Below are 23921 nucleotides of genomic sequence, written 5' to 3' on the forward strand. Positions count from 1 at the left end.
AAAAAACTCCTTTTTGTTAACAACTGTTTAATGATTGGAGTCTCATCTTTCATCATCAAAAAGTGTTTTCTCCTCTTCGCGACTATGAATTTCATTTACAGCGATAAGAGCATGAAATTTCATCATTACATCACTTGTTATTCCATGTTCCTGTATTAATTGTTGAATATCGCGTAAGAGTATTCTAAGTATTTCATGGTCTCTTGCTAATTCAATCACTGCTTCTTTCAGTTCTGGTTTTTCTTTCACCATTTCTTGATAAAAACCAGACTCTTCCGTATCTGCATGGGCAATAACACGTGTTTGCCAATATTCTATTAAATCATCTGCAGCCATTTTTGCCGCTTCGATTTCACCCTGTTTTAATAAAGTAACTAATTCATCTGTTTTTTGAATAGCTCCAGAACGAGCTCCTTCATGAATTGCGTGATGTGCGTGATGTTGTGCTAACGCTGGTCCATGCTTTGCCAAATTACTTCCTCCCCAATACTTAGCCACCAATATAAGACATATTGATTTTTTTATATTTTTTAGCCGTTTCTTCTGTTCTCTCATCGGAATAACGGTCTTGGCGTTTCTCCCAAACATCAATTATAGTTTGTTCTAGCTCCTCGTCTGATAACTCACTTCGTACTAGAGAACGCAAGTCAACACCATTGCCTGCGAACAGACAAGTATATAGCTTTCCATCTGATGATAACCGTGCCCTAGTACAGGAGGAACAAAATGATTCGGATACAGACGTAATAAAACCTACTTGTGTTTCAGTATCATTATATTGGTATCTCTTTGCAACTTCTCCAAAATAATCTTTTTCCACTTCATCTATGTTAAATTCCTTAGAAAGGAGTTGAATAATTTCTTTTTTCGTGATTACCTTCTTAAAACTCCAAGCATTGTCATTACCAACATCCATAAATTCTATAAATCTTAATTCTAGTCCATTCTCCTTACAATACTTCGCCATCGGGACAATTTGATGTTCATTTAATCCCTTTTGTACAACCATATTAATTTTTACACGAAAGCCCAATTCCTTCGCAAATTGAATTCGTTCCAAAATTAAATTTGAAGAAATTCCACGCCCATTAATTTCTCCAAATAATTTAGGGTCAAGTGCATCTAAGCTAATATTAATTCGTTTTAAACCTGCATCTTTTAGCCGCTCTCCGTAAACATTTAGAAGAACTCCATTTGTTGTTAATCCGATATCTTCAATTCCATCAATAACGTATAGTCGCTTAATTAATTCGTCGATATTTCGTCTCATAAGTGGTTCTCCACCCGTTAAACGAATCTTCTTCACTCCTAATTTCGCAAATATATTGGCTAATCGTTCAATTTCTTCAAACGATAGTAATTCACTTTTCGGTAGGAATGCGTAGTCGTCTCCAAATATTTCTTTTGGCATACAATAGGAACACCGAAAATTACAACGATCGGTGACGGAAATCCTTAAATCTCGCATTGGTCTATTCAATTGATCACGTATCGTTTGAACCGTCATCATCATTCACTTCTTTCTGTAGACTAATGTGATTTTCACTATGCCCCTCAGGTTGTGGCGCCTTTAACTTGCAAGGTGCTCCCCCTTCCGCTCCAATCACTTTAGTTATATATTAAATCTTGAACTTAAAAACTAGTTATTGCAGTTGCCACTTATCTACGCCTTCTTCAACACCTAAAAGTAACACATCAACCTCTGTTCCTTTTTTATATCCTCTCGTTCCACCAGGAAGGACCATGAACGCATTTCCTCGCGCTATCGAAGTAACTGCATTAGATTTATTAAATCCTGCAGGTGTTATATATGCCTTTCCATCTTCAAACCGATAAATACTTCTTACAAACCGCATAAAAGGATTAGGCTTTGGGAAATCCTCCGTTAAAATTGCTTTTGCATATGGTAAAAATGGTTTTTTGCAACCCATCATCGTCAAAAGAGCTGGGCGTACAAATAACTCAAATCCACTAAAACAAGCGGAAGGATTACCGGATAATCCAAAAAGCAATTTCCCTCTCACAGTAGCAACTGTTGTAACACTACCCGGGCGCATCGCTACTTTATTAAAAAGCACTTTTGCTTTAAGTCGATCATAAATAGCAGGTAAATAATCAAAATCACCGACTGAAACTCCACCAGTTGTAATTAGAACATCACATTCTTCTAATGCTTTTTCTACAATTTGACAACAAACGTCTAAGTCATCCATTCTCATACCATATGATTTAGAGGCTATTCCCATTCGTTTTAATTGTGCGATAATCATTGGTCCATTACTATTTCGTATCTTTCCAGGTTGTAATGGCTCATCCACATCGATTAACTCTGTTCCTGTCGATAAAATACCTACAAAAGGTTTTTTAGCAACATCCACTTTCGCATATCCAAATGTAGCTAAAAGCGCAACTATACCTGGATGGACTATGGTACCAGCTTCAATAAGTTGTTCCCCTTGTTGAGCATCTTCACCTTGTCGCGATACATTTTCTCCTTTAGCAAAAGGCTTCCTTATCGTAAAACCACCATCATGTTCTACTGTTTGCTCCAGCATGACAATAGCATCCGCACTTTCTGGAATTGGAGCACCAGTCATAATACGAACTGCTTCCTTTTCCCCTAATTTCCTACTCGTTAATTGGCCAGCTCCAATATGATCGATTACGTTAAATTGTTTGCGATTATTTCCACTTGCGCCAATAGAATCAATGGAGCGAATTGCAAAGCCGTCATAGGGAGAACGATTAAATGGTGGAACATCATGTTGAGCAATAATAGGCTCTGCTAGAATTGAATTGTAACTCTCGTCTAAACTGACAGTAATTGTAGGCATTGCTCTAGAATGCTGTAAAACTCTGTTAATAGCTTCCGAAACTTGAATTGGCTTTCTTATTTCGACCATCTTTTTCCCTCCACAATCGATTTGCATATTCGGTCCGTATTTCTCCTATACAGCTTATACATACTAGCTTTTTAATTTCAATCGTTCAAAACAATTTAACTTGTTTTCGTATTTGTTTCCATCACAAGCTTAAGACGATCTTGATAGTACATTAATATAACGAGAATTAAGCTGGCCAATGCCACTTGTGACAATAACATAAATCCTATCGCATAATGACCAGTAATAGAATGAATAGCAGCTAACATAATCGGAGGGAAGAACCCACCTAGTCCCCCCATCATAGAGACAATTCCATTTACAATTCCTGCTTCTTTATTGAAATATTGAGGGACAAGTTTAAATATGACACCATTTCCTATTCCTGCTGAAATCCCGATTAAAATGCATCCAACAGTATATAGTCCCATACCAGGCGAGAATGCGAGTACGATAGCTGCAAATGTATATACGGCAAAAACTCCTATTAAAATAAACAGAGGCTTAAACTTATCACCAAGCCATCCACCTAATGGACGTAAAAATGTTGCAACAGCAATAAAACCAGCCGTTCTTAGACCTGCATCCACTTTATCTAAGGAAAATTCGGACACAAGAAAATTTGGTAAATATACGGTAAAAGCTACAAAAGAACCAAATGTAATGAAATAAAACAATGAAAAGAACCACAATTTCTGATTATTGATGACACCTTTAATTTGTTGCATAATTGGTGCCTTTACTTTCACTTCATGACGATCACCAAAAAATATATTTAAAACTAAAAACACTAATAATAAAACTAAGTACAATTTAATTGTGAAAGACCAACCGAACTTTGTTGCTAACATAGGTGCAGCAAAAGTAGAAATAGCTGTACCAATATTTCCTACCCCATAAACACCGTTTACTAATCCATGCTTTTCTTTTGGATAATATTTAGGCAATGAAGTAACTCCTACGGAAAACACCGCTCCACCTATCCCAAGAAGTAAGCCTCCAAGAACCAAATCCATGTAGGAATTTGCTTCACTTAAATAATAGACAGGAAATAATAAAATGATAAAGCTAATCATAAACACCATACGTGCTCCAATGATATTAGCATAATATCCAAGTGGAATCCGTAAAACGGAACCTAACACAACTGGGATTGCCGTTAAAATAGCAATTTTTTCTTGAGGTATTTGAATATCTTCCCTAATAAAAGGTAATAACGAGGAAATTATTACCCAAACCATAAAACCAACAACTAAATTTAATGATTGTAGTGGTAGTTGTACTTTCCTAATCATGTAATCTCACCTTTCCTTTGTCACTAAGATCAGTATCTAGTTAATATTCTAAAGACGATACGTCCAACTGGTAATAGGGATTCTCCCTTAATTACTCGGGGGAATCCCTGTATTGTGAAGAAATGATCATATAGAGACAAAAAAAGACTCGCTATCATTAGCAAAGTCGATTAAATGATTTTTGTATGTAATTGTTGTGTTAGTTTTTCTTGATCTACTGCTTTCATGACCTTTTCTGTCATCGGAAATAAAACACTCTCCTCTTTCACAAAATGAACCATTAGTACTTCATATGCTTCGCCAGCGTCTTTCACTAAGTCCATCATTTCTTCTAGAGTAAGATTTTCTATATTTGATAACGTGTGATGTAAAAAATGGCCAATGTAACCGTCAATATCATCATGTTCTGCTTCAATTGTTACAATCGGTCCTTGCTCTTTACCAATATAAAGTCCTAGTAATGGGAAGAAATACGCTTCTTCCTTTTCACAATGGTTTTTCCAAGGCTCAATAAATTCTACTAATAGTTTTCGCAATCTCTTTATTTCCATCCTACCTTCTTCGAGAGTATAAACACCTTTTTCAAAATTTAATACGATTGCGTGCCACTCATTCATTAAATGGGTGAGAAATAAATGCTCATTTTCCAGTATACGCATGGAAGGTTCTTTAAACCTAAAAATATTAGTAACGGTCATATTTCAAACTCCTTTTAAGATACATTTAAAAATGGAGTAACCTCTTCTTCAATGCAAATTCAACTAGCTCAGGTCGACTTTTCAAATGTAATTTTTCCATTATTTTCGCCTTATGTGCTTCTACTGTTTTGACGGATATAAAGAGCATTTCCGCGATTTCCTTATTGCCATAACCTTTTGCAACTAATGGCAAAATTTCTAGCTCTCTTTTTGACAACACTTTATATGGATCATTCTCCACAACATTTTGGTCATTCTTCACGAATTCACGTACTAGAGATGTAGCCATCTTTGGGTTTATATATGTTTCACCATTGTAGACAGTACGAATTGCTTTTAGTAATTCATCATCTGGAGAATTCTTTAACACATAGCCATGTGCTCCATTTTTTAACGCATGGAATAAATATTCTTCATCATCATACATCGTTAATATGATTATTTTCGTATTTGGAAAGTCCTCACTGATTTTTCCTACAGCAATTAATCCACTCTCTCCAGGTGGCATGCTTAAGTCGAGTAATAAAATATCTGGTTCGTATTTTGCTACTTGTCGATGAGCTTCAATACCATCTGCAGCTGTACCTACAACTTCCATATCTTCTTGTAAATTAAGAATCATGGTAAATCCACTGCGAACCACTGCATGATCATCTGCAATTACAATTTTCATATTGTACTCCACTCCTTAGATACCTTCTTCGATAATGGAATTGCCAAATGGATAATCGTGCCTTTTCCAATTACTGATTGTATCGAAAGATTTGCTCCTACTAATTCTGCTCGTTCATGCATTCCAAATAGGCCTAAACCGGTTCCTTGTGCTTCTTTCGCATCGATATTAAACCCAATACCTTCATCTTCAACAATTAGTTCCAAATTATCTTTTGTAAGAAAAAGCCGGATTTTCACTTCATCTACCCTAGCATATTTTAGAGCATTAAATACAGCTTCTTGGCAAATTCTATATACCACAGTTTCTATTTCACTATTAAAACGTGCTCCTTGCATTTCGGCATTAAAATGCACTAGTAACCCATAGTTTTTTTCAATCCATTTAAAATGTGTGCGGAATGCAGCTTCTAACCCTAAATCATCTAGTAATGCAGGTCTAAGTTCAACGGATAGATTTCTAACTTCTTCCAGTAAACGATTTAGAGATGCTTCCGTCTCCACTATTTTATCGCGAACTTCTGTTGAAATATCCATATACATTAAAACACGGAGTTCTACTAAAGAACTAATTAATTCTTGGGCAATACTGTCATGAAGTTCACGAGAAATACGTTTTCTTTCGTTTTCCTGTGCGTTAATCGTCCTTTGCATTAAATTACTTTTGTAAAACGATTCTTTTACTTGATTATGCCGAGTTAAGTTTCGTAACATAAACACTTTTATTCCACGTTGCTTATCAATTATTTGATATGTCGCTATATACGGAATAACACCTTTACCACGCGTATCTAAAAAAACTTGGAAAGATGTAAAGTCTTGGTTTGGATTACCCATAAAACAACCTTCGCACGTCATTTCTTCTTTCTCATTTGTAAACCCTCGACATGTTAAACAAAATCCTTTATCCACTTTCGCAAGTAAATTTTCCTTTACATAAGGATCTAAAATTTCCTCCGCTGCAGGGTTCATGTTGATGAGTTGATTATGACGATTAAAAAAGAAAATTGCTTCTGAACTCTCATAGAATAATCTCTCCATTAATTCATTCATCTGTTTATTTTCCATTACCAACTCACCCCGTTAAAACCACTTGCAGAAATTTGTTTCAGAAATAATGTATAAACATGTTGATAATCTTTTAATTCACTCGTCTTAGTATCACGATTCCCTAAAAGAATAACACCTTTTACCTTATCTTGCTGCCCTTCAAAAATTGGAAATGCGACTAATCTTTTCAGATCTTCAGATACAACAATTGGATAATTATATAGGTCGGTTATGATGTTATCTGTAATATCCTTTATATACATAGGCTTACCGGATTTATAAACTAATCCAGCAATTCCTTTACCTGATTGTAATACAACACGTTTGTAACGATTATTAATATTCCCTGATGCATATTGCCATTTAAGTACATAATCAAGTTGTGAAGTTTGAACAAATGCCAGTGCGATTAAGTCTATCGCTGATTGTGCTCTCAATTCATCGATTAATGTTTGATAATCTATGTTATTGTCCATCATCTATACCTTTCTTATGAGGAGAAGTGGATGTCTTCTCCCCCCTTCATTGTTGATGTGTACGATTTTTCCGATAGAGGATGTAGCTACGTCCTACATAGTTTAATGGTACACTCCATACATGTACAAGTCGAGTAAATGGCCATAGTGCAAAAATTAAAAATCCAGAAAGAATATGCAATTGAAATGAAATCGGTACATCTCTCATTAATGCTGGATCCGGATGGAATGCTAACAAGTCTCTAAACCAAACTGAAATGGATGTACGGTAGTCAAAATCAGGTTGCACGGCATTTGTTACTAATGTTGCATACATACCTAAGCAGATGATGAACAGAAGCAATGTATTAACAATTAAATCAGATACAGAACTTAATTTACGAACATTTTTGATTGTAAATCTTCTTGTAGTTAAGATTAACATTCCTGCAAATGTTACAAATCCAAAGAATCCACCAATGTACACTGCCCCTAAATGATATAAATGATCATTTACTCCTATTGCTCGCATCCATTCTTTCGGGATACCAAGACCAGAAACATGTCCCATGATGACTGGAATAATCCCAACATGAAATAAAATACTTCCTATCATTAATTGTTTCTTTTCTATAAATTCACTAGATTTAGCCGTCCAATTAAACTTGTCATGTCGATAACGAAAAATGTGACCGACAATAAAGATTACTCCACAAATGTATGGATATATCACCCACAAAAATTGCTCAAACATGTTTTGGATCTCCCTTCTTCAAGCATGACTTAACAGTCGCTCGCAACCCCTGTATTAATGGAGCATATGGACTATTAAACTCTTTCAGCGTGTTTAATAGATGGAATGTTCCATCTTCTATTACAGCTAATAGAATCTTAAAACTGTCATCTGCTCGCGGATCCCCTAACCAGTCTGCAGCATAGATAAATTCGCAAATTAATGGAAGACTATCAGATAATTCCCCATTTGGAATTTCAAGGCCAAACATTTCATAAAGCACTTTTAAACGTGCTAGCATTTGCCCTCTTTCTTTACTATCTTCAAATTTCACGTATGTCATGTACAAGGTTGCTCGCTTTTGAAAATCAAATGTTGCTACATATAACTCTTCTAATTCTTCTAGACTGTAAGCATGGATTTTTTCCCAATATTTCATCACATGTTCGTAAGCGGGACTAGAGGGAGATACAGTTCCCTCTAGTAATTGTGGATGAAATGTCCTTTTTTTAGGGTAAGACAGCTGATAAGCTAGAAAACCAAAAAACTCTTTATGTTGATGTAATTGTTGTAAATCAATCACGCCAAATTCCCCCATAGAAGTTTTCTTCATATAACTGTTTCCCTGATTTATTTGGAATTTGCTGTGGACCACATCCATCACAACCATCATCAAAACCAGTTCCACCTTGAGCCCGGTATGGATCTAAATAACCTTCACGATGTGATGTTGGTACTACAAATCTATCTTCGTATTTAGCTATCGCTAGTAATCTATACATTTGTTTTGTTTGATGAGCAGTTACGCCAACACGTTCTAGTCTACTTTCATCAAACTCTTTACCTGATGAGATTGCTCGCATGTAAGAGCGCATCATAGCCATTCGTTGTAGAGCACCTTTCACTGTTTCAGTATCACCAGCTGTTAACAAATTAGCTAAATATTCAATAGGTGTTCGCATTTCTTCAATGGCAGGGAAAATCATATCTGGGTTTTTAATCGAATCTTTTCCTTCAAAGTAATTCATAATTGGGCTTAAAGGTGGCACATACCAAACCATCGGCAATGTCCGGTATTCTGGATGCAACGGGAAAGCTAGTCGATATTCAATAGCTAGTTTATATACCGGTGAATTTTGCGCTGCCTCAATCCATTTATCTGCAATTCCATCCTTTTGAGCTTGTTTTATTACTTCTGGATCATTTGGATCTAAAAATAAACTGCACTGTGCTTCATATAAGTCTTTCTCATCTGGTGTTGCTGCTACTTCTAATACTCGGTCTGCATCGTACAGTAATACTCCTAAATAACGTATTCTACCTGTACATGTCTCCGAGCAAACTGTTGGTAATCCTGCTTCAATACGTGGATAACAAAATGTACATTTTTCTGCTTTATTTGTTTTCCAGTTAAAATATACTTTCTTATATGGGCATCCAGTCATACAATAGCGCCAACCACGACATGCTTCTTGATCAACAAGGACAATTCCATCCTCATCCCGTTTATACATAGCACCAGAAGGACATGATGCTACACAACTTGGGTTTAAACAATGTTCACATAAACGTGGTAAGTACATCATAAATGATTGTTCAAAATTAAATTTGATCTCTTCTTCGATTTTCTCGACATTCGGATCCTTAGGACCTGTAATATGTGCTCCAGCCAAGTCATCTTCCCAGTTTGGTCCCCATTCAAGATTCATATATTCACCAGTAATAACCGATTTCGGGCGTGCTACAGGAGTGTTTTCTTTCTCAGGTGCATTTGTTAACACTTCATAATCATATGTCCATGGTTCATAGTAATCTTTCATTTCTGGCATGTCCGGATTATAGAATATTTTTCCCAACGCAATTTTGGATAACTTATTTCCTGATCGCAATTCTAATTTACCATTACGAAGTTGCCAACCACCTTTATATAGGTCTTGGTCCTCCCAACGTTTTGGATAGCCAATCCCTGGCTTTGTTTCCACGTTATTAAACCACATATATTCTGCACCAGGTCGATTTGTCCATGTACTTTTACATGTCACACTACAAGTATGGCAGCCAATACACTTATCTAGATTCATCACCATGGCAATTTGTGCTTTAATCTTCAAGCCAGTTCACCTCTTTCATTTTACGTACTGCTACATATTCGTCTCGTTGATTCCCAATTGGTCCATAGTAGTTAAATCCATAACTTAATTGCGCATAGCCACCTACCATTTGTGTTGGTTTCATATGAATCCGTGTTGGAGCATTGTGACTACCACCACGTTCTTTCGTAATCTCTGAACCAGGAACATTAATATGCTTATCCTGGGCATGGTACATAAACATCGTCCCTTTTGGCATCCGGTGACTTACTACTGCTCGTGCTGTGACTACGCCGTTTCGATTATATATCTCAAGCCATTCATTATCATCGATTCCATGTTCCTCCGCATCGACATTACTAATCCATACAGTTGGTCCACCGCGGAATAACGTTAACATGTGTAAGTTATCTTGATATGTGCTATGAATATTCCATTTTCCATGTGGTGTTAAATAACGTAATATAAGGTCATCCTTATTTCCTATTATTTTCTTGTCTTTATTACCAAATACCATTGGAGGTAATGTAGGTTTATATACCGGTAACGCCTCTCCATACTGTAGGAAAATTTCATGGTCTACATAAAAATGTTGGCGTCCAGTTAAAGTGCGGAACGGAACTAGTCTTTCAATATTCGTCGTAAAAGGTGAATAACGTTTACCACCTTTATTGGAACCACTAAATACAGGAGTCGGAATTACTTCACGTGGTTGTGCTGTAATACTTTCAAACGTAATTCTTTCTGCTGATCGATCTTGGGATATATCTACTAATGGTACTCCGGTATCTTCTTCCAACGACTTATAAGCCTTTTGTGAGACTTGCCCATTCGTTGCAGAAGATAAATGAAGGACTGCATTTATTGCTTGACGAGCAGTGTTAAGTTTAGGTAATCCATTTTTAATCGTTTCATCGAAATGAACACTATTAATCTTCTTCAATTCTTCATATTCATCTGAAACTGAAAAACTAACTCCGTGTGCTCCGACTTTCCCATCAGCAAGTAAAGGACCTAATGTGATGTATTTATCATAAATTTGTGTGTAATCACGATCTACTACTATAAAGTTAGGCATTGTCTTTCCTAGTTCAGCTTCTACTTCTCCTTTTTTCCAATCCTTTACAATCCCTAAAGATTGTGATATTTCGCCTTTTGAATCGTGGGCTAAAGGTGAAGTGACTACATCTTTATAAACTCCTGGCATCTCTGTTTTTGCCATTTCAGAAAATACTTTTGCTAATTCACGATATATATCCCAATCCGATTTAGATTCCCAAAGCGGATCCACTGCTGGATTAAATGGATGAACGAACGGATGCATATCCGTTGATGATATATCATGTTTTTCGTACCAAGTAGCTGCAGGGAGTACAATATCCGCATACATTGGTGTTGCAGTCATACGGAAGTCTAAAGCAACAAGTAGATCTAGCTTTCCTTTTACTTCCTCCCGCCATATAATCTCTTCAGGTTTTTCGTCTTCATTCGGAATTGCTAATAGTCCGTCACTTGCCCCAAGTAAATGTTTCATAAAATATTCCTGTCCTTTTGCAGAACTAGAAATTAAATTGGAGCGCCACACAAACAAAGTACGTGGAAAGTTTTCAGGTGCATCAGGGTCTTCTACGGCAAAGTTAACTTTTCCAGAAACAACTTGATCGTATGCTTCTTTAACAATTGCTTCATCTGTAGTAAATCCATTCACCTTAGCATCTGTTGCAAACTCCAAGCTGCTTTTATTAAACTGCGGGTAGGATGGTAACCATCCCAATCTTGCAGCCAACACATTGTAATCAGCTGGATGTTGATAATGTACTTTATCAGCAGTTGGTGACTTTAATCGGTCTGTTCCAGCTTCTTCATATTTCCATTGATCTGTTGCAAAGTAGAAGAAGGATGTAGCGTTTTGTTGACGAGCTGCTTTTTGCCAATCCTTCGCGAAAGCAACTGAGCTCCAGCCTTCAATTGGCCTTACTTTCTCTTGACCAACATAATGCGCCCAGCCACCACCGTTAACTCCCTGAGATGCAGTTAAGATGACAAGATTCAGGATGGAGCGATAAATTGTGTCACTGTTAAACCAATGATTAATTCCCGCTCCCATTATGATCATGGAGCGCCCTTCTGTATCAATCGCATTCTGTGCAAATTCACGTGCTACTTGGACTACAACTGATGCTTTTACTCCCGTTACTTTTTCTTGCCATGCTGGTGTGTAAAAGGACGTAGCATCTTCATATCCTGTTGCTGCAAATTTACTATTAGGACGTTGAATTCCGTATTGACTTAACATTAAATCATATACAGTAGCAGCATACTGAATGGACCCGTCTGCTAATGTGATCTCCATCACAGGAATATCCCGTTTAAAAGTACCGTTCGCCTGGTTTTCAAAATATGGGAATACTATTTCTTTCCACTCAGAAGTAACTATCTCTACACTCATTGCTGGATCAATTTGTGAACCATCTTCATTTTCAAGGATTAAGTTCCAATTTGAATCCTCTTCCCATCGCTGTCCCATCGTCCCATTAGGAACGATGACATTATTAGAAATTTCATCATATATTACAGGTTTCCATTGTGCATTTTCCGATACTTCTCCTAGGTCACTAGCACGTAGGAAGCGCCCAGCTTTATAGGAATCCTCATGTCTATCTAACAGAATTAGAAATGGTAAATCTGTATATTGCTTTGCATAGTTTATGAACATTGGCTCTTTGCGCTGTACATAAAATTCATCAAGAATAACATGGGTCATTGCTTGTGCAACAGCAGCATCTGTTCCTGGGTGTGGAGCAATCCAATTATCTGCAAACTTTACACTTTCTGCATGATCCGGTGCTACGGAAACAACTTTTGTTCCTTTATAACGAACTTCTGTCATAAAATGGGCGTCTGGTGTTCTAGTTAATGGAACATTTGAACCCCACATAATTAAATAGCCAGCATTATACCAATCTGATGATTCTGGTACATCGGTTTGTTCTCCCCATATTTGCGGTGATGCTGGTGGTAAATCAGCATACCAATCATAAAAACTGAGCATCTCTCCACCTAATAAGGAGATAAAGCGAGCACCAGATGCATAACTTAACATCGACATTGCTGGAATAGGAGTAAAGCCTGCTATGCGGTCGGGTCCATATTTGCGAATAGTATAAAGTAATTGGGCAGATATTAACTGTAATGCATCTTGCCATGTAACACGGACATGTCCACCTTTACCTCGTGCTTGTTTATAAACCTTACTTTTTTCAGCATCTTCCACAATACTTGCCCACGCATCCACTGGACTAGAATGATCTTGTAATGCACTCTTCCATAAGCGCCTTAGCTTTCCACGCATATAAGGGTATTTCACTCGTAATGGGCTGTATTCATACCAAGAGAAAGATGCACCTCGTGGACAACCACGCGGTTCGAATTCTGGCATATCAGGACCACAGGATGGATAGTCTATTTGCTGATTTTCCCATGTAATAATGCCGTTTTTCACGAATACTTTCCAACTGCATGATCCTGTACAGTTAACACCATGGGTTGTGCGGACTACCTTATCATGTGACCATCGCTTACGGTACATATTTTCCCAATCTCTACTTTTTTCTTCGAGGATGGACCAGTTTCCAGAATATCTTTCAGTTGGTTTTAAAAATCGTAATCCAAATTTCCCTTTCATAAGTACCTTCCACTCCCCTTCTCTCCATGCATCATAAGATGTTGTACTTATTCCTATATTTCCATTGTGAAGGTTTATACAAAGTACTCCCATTAGGGAAATACCTAAAGATGTAGTGGGAATCCCTGAAAACATTCCTAATTTTTCTAAGTAGGTAATAATTGATAAAAAATGGTATTATTTAAAAAGAAAAGAATACACGTAGGGAAAGGCATGGTTTTATGGATACTTTAAAGAAGAAACGATTATTCAAAGAAGTGCAACAAATTGTGATGATTACAATTGGAGCAATTATTGCTGCTGTAGGACTAGAATTGTTTCTAGTGCCAAATTCTATTTTAGATGGAGGCGTAATAGGACTTTCTATTATAGGGGCAGAATTAACTGGATTTAAAATGAGTTTGTTCATTATAATTCTAAACTTACCATTTCTTTTTATCGGCTTTAGAAAAATTGGTATTAAATTTACTTTACATACTTTATATGGAGTAGTTGTATTATCCATAGCAACTTCTTTTCTTCATCATTTAGAACCATTTACAAATGATTTATTTTTAGCAACGATAATCGGAGCAGTAATATTAGGTACCGGTGTTGGCTTGGTAATTCGAACAGGCGGAGCATTAGATGGTACTGAAATTATCGCGATTATTATTAGTAAAAAGCGTCCTGTATCAGTAGGTCAAACAGTTATGATTATCAATGTGTTCATTTTTACACTTGCAGCTTTATTAGTATTTAGTTGGGAAACTGCGATGTATTCCATCATTACATATTTTATTGCTTATAAAATGATTGATATTGTGGTTGAAGGTTTAGAGGAATTAAAATCAGTAACGATTATTTCCGATACTCCAGAAGAAATTGCTAACCGATTAATAAAAGAATTAGGTAGAGGAATTACCTATATTCATGGCGAAGGTGTATATAAAAATGAGCCAAAGAAAATTATCTATTCCATCGTTACCCGAATCGAATTATCAACCGTACGTGCAATTACACACGAAATAGACCCAAAAGCACTCATCGCAATCGAAAATGTCTCAGACATCTCAGGCAGCAACTTTAGAAAAGAAAACGCGCATTAAATAGGATAGCAGTAAATTCCGAAGATAATCCCAAAGGATTACAAACATAAATAAAACCCGAACTATCATCTAGTTCGGGTTTCTTTATTAGAGTAATAATTGCAAAAAAATTAATATGTGAAGACAGTAATTAAAAGATACAAGCGGAAGAAATACACGGAGACTCCTACCATGAAAGCAAAAAATTCTAATTACGAAAAAAGACAACAATAAATAAAACCCTTCTAATTCGTAAAATAAAAAGCTATACCTACCATGTGCAAGATAGTATCAGTATGGACTACTTAATCCATTTTCATCCTCTGTGGTGTATAGCCGGTTTTGTGATACATGGTTGACTGCGGGAATAAAGGCCTCATATATTACATTATTAGTAGCAGATACTGTTGATTGGAGCGGCAGGTGGCGACTCCTGCGGGACTAGCGTGCAGGTGAGACCCTGCAGATAGAAAAGCGAAGGCGACTGATCAGCGGCGTACGAACGGGAGACATTCCTGGACTGAGATAAAGGAAACACGGCGAGGAATGAGCCGCTGTTGACTTATCGTAGGGGAAGGAATGGATCGTTCGTTAGCCGTTAGGAGCTTGAGCTAGACAAGGAGCGGTGCGACTGAAGCGGCTCACCGCTCGCCCCGCGGAAAGCGTCCGCCTAGAGCGGAAATCAACTATTATAATTTAACACAACAACCTTTTCTTCCGTCATTTCCCTAATAGCATATTTTGCACCTTCTTTTCCCATCCACTGCGGGAATAAAGCCTCATATATACACACTATTAGTTGCGGACACTGTTGATTGGAGCGGCAGGCGGCGACTCCTGCGGGACTAGCGTGCAGGTGAGACCCTGCAAGGAGCAGTGCGACTGAAGCGGCTCACCGCTCGCCCCGCGGAAAGCGTCCGCCTAGAGCGGAAATCAACTATCAACATTTTAAAATTAAACCTTCATAAAAAAGCTGCCCAAAATGTACTTTTGGACAGCTTTTTATATTCATTACTTAAGAATATCAATACTCTCAATTACTACATCATCCACTGGTTTATCCCCACGTGCTGTTTCTACATTAGCAATCTTATCAACAACATCCATGCCTTCAATTACTTGTCCAAACACTGTATGTTTTTGATCTAAGTGAGGTGTACCACCATTTTCTTCATACGCTTTTGCAATTTCTTCTGGCCATCCACCATTTTTCAATTGCTCTGCAGTGGCAGGTGCATCAGATTTTTGCACAATGAAAAATTGGCTACCATTCGTGTTAGGGCCTGCATTTGCCATTGATAAAGCACCTCTAATATTGAAAAGAGTCATTGTAAACTCATCTTCAAATGCATCACCATAAATACTTTCTCCACCCATACCAGTTCCAGTAGGGTCTCCACCTTGAATCATGAATTCATTAATAACGCGGTGGAAAATGATTCCATTATAGTACCCATCTTTCGCATGAGTAATGAAATTCTCTACTGTTTTTGGTGCTGCTTCTGGAAAGAGTTTAATTTTGATAGAACCCATATTAGTATTCATTTGTACTAATCTTTCATTTTCTGCTACTTCTAGTGATAATTGTGGATATACTGCCATTTCTGCATCTCCTGCCTTTTGATTAGATTTGTCACTTTGTTGTGAATCCTGTGATTGTGAATCTTTTTTTTCAGTACTCTCTTCTTTTTGTTTACTATCCAGCTTAAGCTCTTCACCTTTACCGCATGCAAACAATAGTCCTACAAACAGAAATAAAACGGTACCAAATACAAGTTTCTTTTTCATCTAAAACCCTCCGAAGACTACTTTACATTATTTGAGAAAAAAAATCATCCTCCTTCACTTTTCTATCGGAGTCTTTCATAATAGAAGATAATAAATTAATAGGAGGAGACTAAAATTGCAAATTAATGATATTGTAACTGGATTTAAAAATACAGGTAAATACGTTGGCGAAATTACATCGATTAATGATGATACATACACTGTACGAATTCTTGCTGTTCTAATTCACCCTAAACAAGGTGATTTACACAACCCTAATCAAGCAGATGTGCCTTTCTTTCATGAGCGCAAAGCACTTGCATATCGTGAACAAACAAACATTCCATTAAAAATGGTCAAACCATACAATGATGGAGTGCCAAATTATAAACAATCCTTAAAAGAAGCTGTTAATAAATTGCAAACAACATTGGAAAAAGACCCTGATAATCAATACAACATCCGCAGTTTAGAAGCACTACAATCCGTAAAAAAAGAATATGAATTAATGTACGACATACAATTTAATTAATTTTCCAATAACAAGAGAATCTACAATACAATTCGAGCTGTATGGAAATCCTATATCTATACCTGCTTAACAAATACAATCCGCTTCTAATTATAAATTCCTAAAGAGATCTGATCCTTACGTGATAATTACATTACACTAAAAGATAAAAATCGAACTATCTTAAAATTAAATGATAGTTCGATTTTTTTATCTATATTCCTTTGCCCCAGTCTCTTTCACAATTTTATATTAACGAAAAAAATTCATATGAGCTGCAATTAATCCGAGCTATAAGGTTGAAATTATTTGTGATTAATTTATACTATTATTTAGGAAGGCGAAATACTTTTTGTGTTAAATAACAATGTGACAGCAGATCATGATGAACAAATTAGTATAAGCTCATGATGCTTTGCTGCACTAAAAATTAAGAAGGTGTTTTCAATTACTATTGCGAAACGCAATCTGCTCATCATGTGGATATGTAACTTCCTTGTAGCAGCCAGTATGACAATGATCATCCCTTTTATCTCGTTATATATTGGTACTTTTGGGGACTTTAGTGATGATTTTATTCAACGTTGGGCTGGATTTATATTTGGAATAACATTCCTGAGTGCTTTTCTAATGTCTCCTCTTTGGGGAAGAATTGGAGATAAATATGGGTTTAAAAAGATCCTATTAATCAATGGATTTGGGATTGCTATATCCGTCTTTTTAATGGGTATTACTAGCAGTGTAATTGGACTATTTATTGTTCGATTATTTATGGGGATAGTTACTGGTTTTATCCCTACTTCTATCGCATTAATCTCCAAACAAACTAGTAAAGTAGAAGCAGGAAAAGTACTGGGGACATTACAGACTGGAAATGTATCTGGAAGCCTATTCGGTCCTCTAATTGGCGGATTCATGGCGGATGCTGTTGGTTTTGAATATACATTCATCATTACATCAATTTGTGTCGCACTTGCCACTACTGTTGTTTTATTTGGAATAAAAGAAATAAAACAATCGAAAACAGATAAAGCAAAAGCATCGCATACTCGAAAAGATGTGTTAAAACAAATTATAAATCGCAAAGCACTAGTAATGGTAATGATTGTTGCTTTAATCGTCCAAATTGGAAACTTCAGTATTCAACCACTACTCGCTCTATATGTAGAAGATTTAACAAAAACTACTGCTGTTGCTTTTCTATCTGGACTTGCCTTTTCTGCCACAGGTTTTGGTAATTTATTATTAACGAGACAATGGGGAAAACTTGGTGACTCCATAGGATATGAAAAAGTATTATTAATCTTACTCATACTCGCATCCATATTAATTGTGCCACAAGCACTCGTAACAGAATTATGGCAACTTGTCCTATTACGATTCCTTTATGGAATGGCTGTTGGTGGAATGTTACCATGTATAACTGCTTATATTCGAATGGAAGCTCCTCTTCAGATGCAGGGAGAAGTCTTAGGTTATAATCAAAGCTTCAGATTTTTAGGGAATGTTACTGGTCCAGCCTTAGGTGGATTTGTTGCAGGTCATGCAGGAATTTCTTCTGTATTTTATGTAACAGGTAGTTTATTTATATGTGCGATTGGAATATTATGGTGGAGTCTTCGCCATAGTACCGAACAAGTAAATCAACATTATGAAAGCAGCCTCTAGATCTTATTTCTAGAGGCTGTTTTTTTATTTTGTATTTGTGACTAAATTATTACATTTACTTCTCCAATAATCTATTCCTTCCTATTTATTATCTTTGTGATAGTTATCATTATATAAGCAGATAATAATGGAACAGATAAAAAACTACGTTATAATCATGTTAGACTATTGATGTTGTTTGTTACAAATTGAAAAAGGAGGAGTTTTCTTGTCACCATTACATATAGCTATCATAGCCCCACTTCTATTGGCTATATTTATACCTTTATTTTATAAATATCTTCCCCGCATACATACAGGGTGGTTTGTATTATTTCTACCAGCAATATTATTTGTTTACTTCCTACAACGAATTCCCGAAGTCAAAGATCATGGTAGTATTCAAGACACCTTCGACTGGATTCCATCTTTAGGGATTAATTTCACAGCTTATGTAGATGGACTAAGTCTTTTATTTGCCCTATTAATCACGGGAATAGGGACACTAGTTGTTCTGTATTCCATTTATTACTTGTCTAAGGAAAAGGAAAGTTTAGGAAACTTTTATGTTTATTTACTCATGTTTATGGGAGCTATGTTAGGTGTTGTTTTATCTGATAACCTAATCGTTTTATATACTTTTTGGGAACTTACTTCCTTCTCTTCATTTTTACTAATTGGCTATTGGTATCAAAGACAAGGTTCACGTTATGGTGCACAAAAATCCATGTTAATTACTGTATTTGGTGGACTAACCATGTTAGGTGGATTCGTACTACTTTATATAATGACTGGATCATTTAGCGTTCGCGAAATAATTGCAATGGCAGGAGATATAAGCACGGAGCCATATTTTATTGTAGCTCTAATTCTTGTATTGCTAGGTGCTTTTACGAAATCCGCACAATTCCCGTTCCATATATGGTTACCAGATGCAATGGAAGCACCTACGCCAGTAAGTGCTTATCTGCATTCAGCAACAATGGTTAAAGCTGGTATTTATTTAGTAGCAAGAATGAGTCCAGTATTTGCCGAAGAAGGATTATGGATTTGGTTAGTCGGTGGAATAGGATTATTAACGATGCTATGGGGTTCTTTCAATGCAGTGAAGCAAATAGATTTAAAAGGGATTCTTGCCTACTCCACTATTAGTCAACTTGGTCTCATCATGTCTTTGCTTGGCATAGGTGCAGCAGCTCTTCATTATGATCACTTAGACGAGAACATTTATATGGTTGCAACGGTTGCTGCAGTATTCCATTTAATTAACCATGCTACATTTAAAGGTAGTTTGTTTATGGTGGCTGGAATAGTCGATCACGAAACAGGCACAAGAGATATTCGCAGGTTGGGTGGGCTGTTTCAAATTATGCCAGTAACCGCAACGATTGCTTTAATTGGTACATTTTCCATGGCAGGTTTACCACCATTCAATGGTTTCCTGAGTAAAGAAATGTTCTTCACTGGCATGATTAATGTTTTATCTTTAGATATATTCAATCTTGATACATGGGGCATGATTTTCCCTGTTTTCGCATGGATTGGAAGTGTATTTACATTTGTTTACAGCATGATGTTATTTTTCAGAACATTTACTGGAAAATTCAAGCCTGAACAATTAGAAGTAAAGCCTCACGAAGCTCCAATTGGAATGCTCATATCACCTATCATATTAGGAGCACTCGTTATCGTTTTTGGCTTTTTTCCAAACCTCTTGTCCAAGTCTATTATTGAGCCAGCAGCCGCAGCGATTATGCCTGGATTAGTGGAAGCTGGACATCATTTTGACGTGCATATCTCATTCTGGCATGGTTTTAAACCTGAATTGTTCATGACGATTGGTGTTGTAATACTAGGGATTATTTTGTACAAGACGTTACCAAAATGGGGAACGTTGTATGATAAGTTTCCGAATAATTTTACGTTCAATCACATGTATAATACAGGTTTGGTTAATACGGAAAATGCTTCGAATAAACTAACAAATGTATATATGACCGGATCGATTAGAAGCTATATGATTTATATATTCATTTCATTTGTTGGTATCATGTGTTTTGCTCTAATTGAAAAAGATGCATTTACGATAGATACTTCTAATCTTGCGCCAATTGGCTTATATGAAGTGGTTCTCGTATTGATTATTGTGATAGCCTCTTTCACCATTTTAATCGCAAAATCGCGATTAATTTCTATCATTGCGCTTGGTGCTGTAGGATATACCGTATCATTAATTTTCGTTCTATTTAGAGCACCTGACCTAGTGCTCACACAACTCGTAATTGAAACAATTTCAGTTGCACTATTCTTACTTGTGTTTTATCGACTACCACGGATGAATAGAAGAGTGGAGAACAGAAAATTTAAGCTATCAAATGCAATTGTTGCTGGCGCAGTGGGTGTTATTGTTACCCTTGTTGCATTATCAGCACATAGTACTAAATTATTCTCATCCATATCAGAGTACTATATTGAAAATACAGCAGATAAAGCTGGTGGTGGTAATATGGTGAATGTCATTCTCGTTGATTTCCGTGGATTTGATACGATGTTTGAAATTGCCGTATTAGGGATTGCTGCACTAGGTATATTTGGAATGATTAAACTACGTCTTAATGGGAGGAATGAAAAATGAATACAAATGACCTCATATTAAAAACAACAACAAAAGTAGTAACATTTGTTATCATTTTATTCTCACTCCATATTTTCTTTGCTGGACATTATTATCCAGGTGGTGGGTTCGTTGGTGGCCTTCTAACATCAGGAGCAATAATCCTTTTATTACTAACATTCGATATTAAGACTGTAGCAAACAGTCTTCCCATTGATTATAAATGGATGATTGCCATTGGATTATTATTTGCCATAGGAACAGGTGCTGGGGCATTAATCTTTAATGTTCCCTTCCTTACCCATGCTTTTGATTATTTTCATCTCCCCATTTTAGGAAAAACATCGCTCCATACAGCGGTATTATTTGATATTGGGGTTTATTTAGTTGTTGTTGGTACAACGATGACCATTATACAAACGATTGGAGAGAGCGATTAATGGAGATTTTAATGTCTGTATTAATTGGTCTATTATTTGCTTGTGCCGTTTACTTAATGCTTTCAAAAAGTTTACTTAGGATTATTATTGGAACATCACTCTTAAGTCACGGGGCACACTTATTGTTGCTAACAATGGCAGGTGTGAAACGTGGAACGGTACCACTTCTTGGAGAAAATGCTGAGAGTTACACGGACCCGATACCACAAGCACTAATTTTGACCGCGATTGTTATTAGTTTTGGAGTCACCGCATTTTTCCTTGTACTTGCCTTCCGCACGTATCAAGAACTAAAAACAGATAACGTCGATGAGATGAGGGGTACTGAAAATAATGATTAACTTATTAATTCTTCCAATCATAATTCCGCTAATTACAGCGGCAATATTGATTTTTTTCTCAAAGAAAATTATTGTTCAACGCTGGATATCTACAATTTCTATGATCGGGACTATTACTGCTTCCCTTCTATTGATTAATAAAGTTGATAAAAATGGTATTCAAACATTAAACCTTGGTAATTGGGATGCTCCATTTGGAATAACACTCGTCTCTGATATGTTATCTGCACTCCTTGTTACAACAGCTTCTTTTATTGCATTGTGTTGTATTCTTTATTCTTTTAAAGGTATTGGACAAGCAAGGGAGAAATTTTATTATTACTCGATGGTGCAATTTTTACTAGTTGGTGTAAATGGTGCCTTTACAACTGGTGATATTTTTAATCTATTTGTCTTTTTTGAAGTCATGCTAATGGCCTCTTATGTACTCCTTGTTATTGGTGGTACAAAAGTTCAATTAAGAGAAACGATAAAATATTTGTTAGTTAATGTGACCTCCTCTGCATTATTTGTTATTGCTGTTGGTTACCTCTACTCTATCGTCGGTACTTTAAACATGGCCCATATTTCTGAAAGAATTGCTGAAGTGAATCAGCCTGGAATTGTTACTGTTATTGCAGTGTTATTTTTAATTGTTTTTGGACTAAAGGCAGCTATTTTCCCTTTATTCTTCTGGTTACCTGGTTCTTACTATGCACCTCCTGCACCAGTAATGGCGATATTTGGTGCATTACTTACTAAGGTTGGTGTTTATTCAATACTTAGAACCTACACATTGATTTTCTACCACGATCAAGGATTTACGCATGAGATTCTAATTGTCTTTTCACTAGCAACAGTGATATTAGGCTGTATTGGAGCAATTGCATACAAAGATATTAAGAAAATCATCATATATAACATCATTATTGCCATTGGTGTAATTATGTATGGTATAGGATTAATGAATAGTGATGGCTTAAGTGGTGCTGTTTTCTACTTAATACATGACATGCTTATTAAAGCAGCATTGTTCTTACTTGCAGGTATCATCATTGCTATTACTGGTTCTAGTAAGTATGAAAAATATAGTGGATTAATAAAACATTATCCATTCCTAGGTTGGGTATTCTTCCTTGCTGTACTTTCCCTAGCGGGGATTCCACCGTTGAGTGGATTTGTTGGAAAAATATTAATTGCTAGTGGTGGCTTTGGTAGTGGCGATATAGTTGGAGCACTTATCATCTTGTTATCTAGCCTGTTTGTTCTTTATTCTCTTATGAGAGTATTTATCAACAGTTTCTGGGGTGATACAACAAAAAGCAAACCAAACAAGGATATACATGTTGGGAAATTGCTCATTCCTGTGGTGATATTGATGATTTCTGCCGTTTCGTACGGTGTGTTTTCTGAAACAGTTAATTTTTATGTCATGCAAGCTGTAGAAGTTCTAATTAATCCTTCACAATACATTGACGCAGTGTTGTATTAACCACAGTAAGGAGGAATGCAAAAAGTGGCTTTTCAAATTTTATTAAATTTTTTACTAGCATCCATTTGGATGTTTTTCCAAAATTCAATTTCTGTAACGACATTTACAGTAGGCTACCTTCTAGGATTATTGATTATATTTATTATGCGCCGCTTCTTTTCATCGCGATTTTATTTTTATCGGATACTAGCTATAATAAAACTCTTGTTGATCTTTATACGTGAGTTAATATATTCGAACCTAGCAGTTTTAAGAAATATATTAAGTCCTAAACTTACCATTCAGCCTGGAATATTTGCTCTTGATACAAAGCTTACAGCAGAATGGGAAATCACCCTGCTTGCAAACTTAATAACTTTAACTCCAGGGACACTTGTAATAAACGTTTCAAATGATAAAAAAACACTCTATATCCATGCAATGGATATTAAAGATGTGGAAGATACGGTGAAAAGTATTAGAAATACTTTTGAGAAGACCATTATGGAGGTGAGTCGCTAGTG

Annotated in this window: 21 protein-coding genes; 8 read left to right on the forward strand and 13 right to left on the reverse strand. The window is 36.3% G+C overall.

The genetic code is table 11. The features are described from left to right. Nucleotides 1-42 precede the first annotated feature (42 nt). From ACFPM4_RS05955 to ACFPM4_RS06010, 12 genes are all read right to left on the reverse strand, one after another. Nucleotides 43-471: a hemerythrin domain-containing protein gene (locus tag ACFPM4_RS05955; RefSeq protein ID WP_382348995.1), complete on the reverse strand. Its 429-nt coding sequence runs from the start codon at nucleotides 469-471 to the stop codon at nucleotides 43-45. Nucleotides 472-490: 19 nt separating this feature from the next. Then, nucleotides 491-1507 (reverse strand): GTP 3',8-cyclase MoaA, encoded by a 1017-nt coding sequence (gene moaA, locus ACFPM4_RS05960; protein WP_382349087.1) that lies wholly within the window; start codon nucleotides 1505-1507, stop codon nucleotides 491-493. Nucleotides 1508-1643: 136 nt separating this feature from the next. After that, entirely contained in the window at nucleotides 1644-2903 is a 1260-nt protein-coding gene (locus tag ACFPM4_RS05965; RefSeq protein WP_382348998.1) for a molybdopterin molybdotransferase MoeA, read from the reverse strand. 95 nt (nucleotides 2904-2998) lie between these two features. Further along, the gene (locus ACFPM4_RS05970; RefSeq protein WP_382349001.1) at nucleotides 2999-4177 is read right to left on the reverse strand and encodes a nitrate/nitrite transporter; all 1179 of its coding nucleotides are present in this window, start codon (nucleotides 4175-4177) and stop codon (nucleotides 2999-3001) included. Nucleotides 4178-4347: 170 nt separating this feature from the next. After that, a complete protein-coding gene (locus tag ACFPM4_RS05975) occupies nucleotides 4348-4875 on the reverse strand; it encodes a hemerythrin domain-containing protein (protein WP_382349004.1) in 528 nt (175 codons plus the stop codon). A gap of 25 nt (nucleotides 4876-4900) precedes the next feature. Continuing rightward, a complete protein-coding gene (locus ACFPM4_RS05980) occupies nucleotides 4901-5548 on the reverse strand; it encodes a response regulator (RefSeq protein ID WP_144927185.1) in 648 nt (215 codons plus the stop codon). Then, nucleotides 5545-6615, reverse strand: a complete 1071-nt coding sequence (locus ACFPM4_RS05985) for a sensor histidine kinase (RefSeq protein ID WP_382349008.1) — start codon at nucleotides 6613-6615, stop codon at nucleotides 5545-5547. Before ACFPM4_RS05985 ends, ACFPM4_RS05980 begins: the two co-directional genes overlap by 4 nt. Further along, a complete protein-coding gene (locus ACFPM4_RS05990) occupies nucleotides 6615-7073 on the reverse strand; it encodes a GAF domain-containing protein (protein WP_382349011.1) in 459 nt (152 codons plus the stop codon). The genes ACFPM4_RS05985 and ACFPM4_RS05990 overlap by 1 nt, the downstream gene beginning before the upstream one ends. A gap of 46 nt (nucleotides 7074-7119) precedes the next feature. Further along, nucleotides 7120-7806 carry a respiratory nitrate reductase subunit gamma gene (narI, locus tag ACFPM4_RS05995; RefSeq protein WP_144927176.1) on the reverse strand — a complete coding sequence of 229 codons (687 nt, stop codon included), beginning with the start codon at nucleotides 7804-7806 and terminating at the stop codon, nucleotides 7120-7122. Beyond that, a complete protein-coding gene (gene narJ, locus ACFPM4_RS06000) occupies nucleotides 7799-8368 on the reverse strand; it encodes a nitrate reductase molybdenum cofactor assembly chaperone (RefSeq protein ID WP_382349014.1) in 570 nt (189 codons plus the stop codon). Before narJ ends, narI begins: the two co-directional genes overlap by 8 nt. Then, nucleotides 8361-9896 (reverse strand): nitrate reductase subunit beta, encoded by a 1536-nt coding sequence (gene narH / locus ACFPM4_RS06005; protein WP_382349017.1) that lies wholly within the window; start codon nucleotides 9894-9896, stop codon nucleotides 8361-8363. The genes narJ and narH overlap by 8 nt, the downstream gene beginning before the upstream one ends. Further along, nucleotides 9886-13560, reverse strand: a complete 3675-nt coding sequence (locus ACFPM4_RS06010; RefSeq protein WP_382349020.1) for a nitrate reductase subunit alpha — start codon at nucleotides 13558-13560, stop codon at nucleotides 9886-9888. The genes narH and ACFPM4_RS06010 overlap by 11 nt, the downstream gene beginning before the upstream one ends. Before the next feature lie 221 nt (nucleotides 13561-13781). Between ACFPM4_RS06010 and ACFPM4_RS06015 the strand changes: the two genes are divergently transcribed. After that, on the forward strand, nucleotides 13782-14648 hold the full coding sequence (locus tag ACFPM4_RS06015; protein WP_382349023.1) for a YitT family protein: 867 nt from the start codon (nucleotides 13782-13784) through the stop codon (nucleotides 14646-14648). A 990-nt stretch (nucleotides 14649-15638) separates the two neighbouring features. Here the strand turns inward: ACFPM4_RS06015 and ACFPM4_RS06020 are convergent. Further along, nucleotides 15639-16415, reverse strand: coding sequence for a peptidylprolyl isomerase (locus ACFPM4_RS06020; protein ID WP_382349026.1), 777 nt, complete (start codon nucleotides 16413-16415; stop codon nucleotides 15639-15641). A 115-nt stretch (nucleotides 16416-16530) separates the two neighbouring features. On the opposite strand from ACFPM4_RS06020, the gene kapB reads away from it, so the two are divergent. From kapB to ACFPM4_RS06055, 7 genes are all read left to right on the forward strand, one after another. Further along, nucleotides 16531-16926 carry a kinase-associated lipoprotein KapB gene (kapB, locus tag ACFPM4_RS06025; RefSeq protein ID WP_382349029.1) on the forward strand — a complete coding sequence of 132 codons (396 nt, stop codon included), beginning with the start codon at nucleotides 16531-16533 and terminating at the stop codon, nucleotides 16924-16926. Between the two features lie 426 nt (nucleotides 16927-17352). Further along, nucleotides 17353-18573, forward strand: a complete 1221-nt coding sequence (locus ACFPM4_RS06030) for an MFS transporter (RefSeq protein ID WP_382349090.1) — start codon at nucleotides 17353-17355, stop codon at nucleotides 18571-18573. Between the two features lie 208 nt (nucleotides 18574-18781). Beyond that, the gene (locus ACFPM4_RS06035; RefSeq protein ID WP_382349032.1) at nucleotides 18782-21187 is read left to right on the forward strand and encodes a Na+/H+ antiporter subunit A; all 2406 of its coding nucleotides are present in this window, start codon (nucleotides 18782-18784) and stop codon (nucleotides 21185-21187) included. After that, on the forward strand, nucleotides 21184-21606 hold the full coding sequence (locus tag ACFPM4_RS06040) for a Na(+)/H(+) antiporter subunit B (RefSeq protein WP_144927151.1): 423 nt from the start codon (nucleotides 21184-21186) through the stop codon (nucleotides 21604-21606). The genes ACFPM4_RS06035 and ACFPM4_RS06040 overlap by 4 nt, the downstream gene beginning before the upstream one ends. Next, nucleotides 21606-21947 (forward strand): Na(+)/H(+) antiporter subunit C, encoded by a 342-nt coding sequence (locus ACFPM4_RS06045; RefSeq protein ID WP_144927148.1) that lies wholly within the window; start codon nucleotides 21606-21608, stop codon nucleotides 21945-21947. The genes ACFPM4_RS06040 and ACFPM4_RS06045 overlap by 1 nt, the downstream gene beginning before the upstream one ends. Then, nucleotides 21940-23418, forward strand: a complete 1479-nt coding sequence (locus ACFPM4_RS06050) for a Na+/H+ antiporter subunit D (RefSeq protein WP_144927145.1) — start codon at nucleotides 21940-21942, stop codon at nucleotides 23416-23418. The genes ACFPM4_RS06045 and ACFPM4_RS06050 overlap by 8 nt, the downstream gene beginning before the upstream one ends. Nucleotides 23419-23442: 24 nt before the next feature. Then, nucleotides 23443-23919, forward strand: coding sequence for a Na+/H+ antiporter subunit E (locus tag ACFPM4_RS06055; RefSeq protein ID WP_144927209.1), 477 nt, complete (start codon nucleotides 23443-23445; stop codon nucleotides 23917-23919). Nucleotides 23920-23921: the final 2 nt, after the last annotated feature.

The organism is Lederbergia graminis (assembly GCF_042655485.1).
Taxonomy (GTDB): Bacteria; Bacillota; Bacilli; order Bacillales; family Bacillaceae_C; genus Lederbergia; species Lederbergia graminis.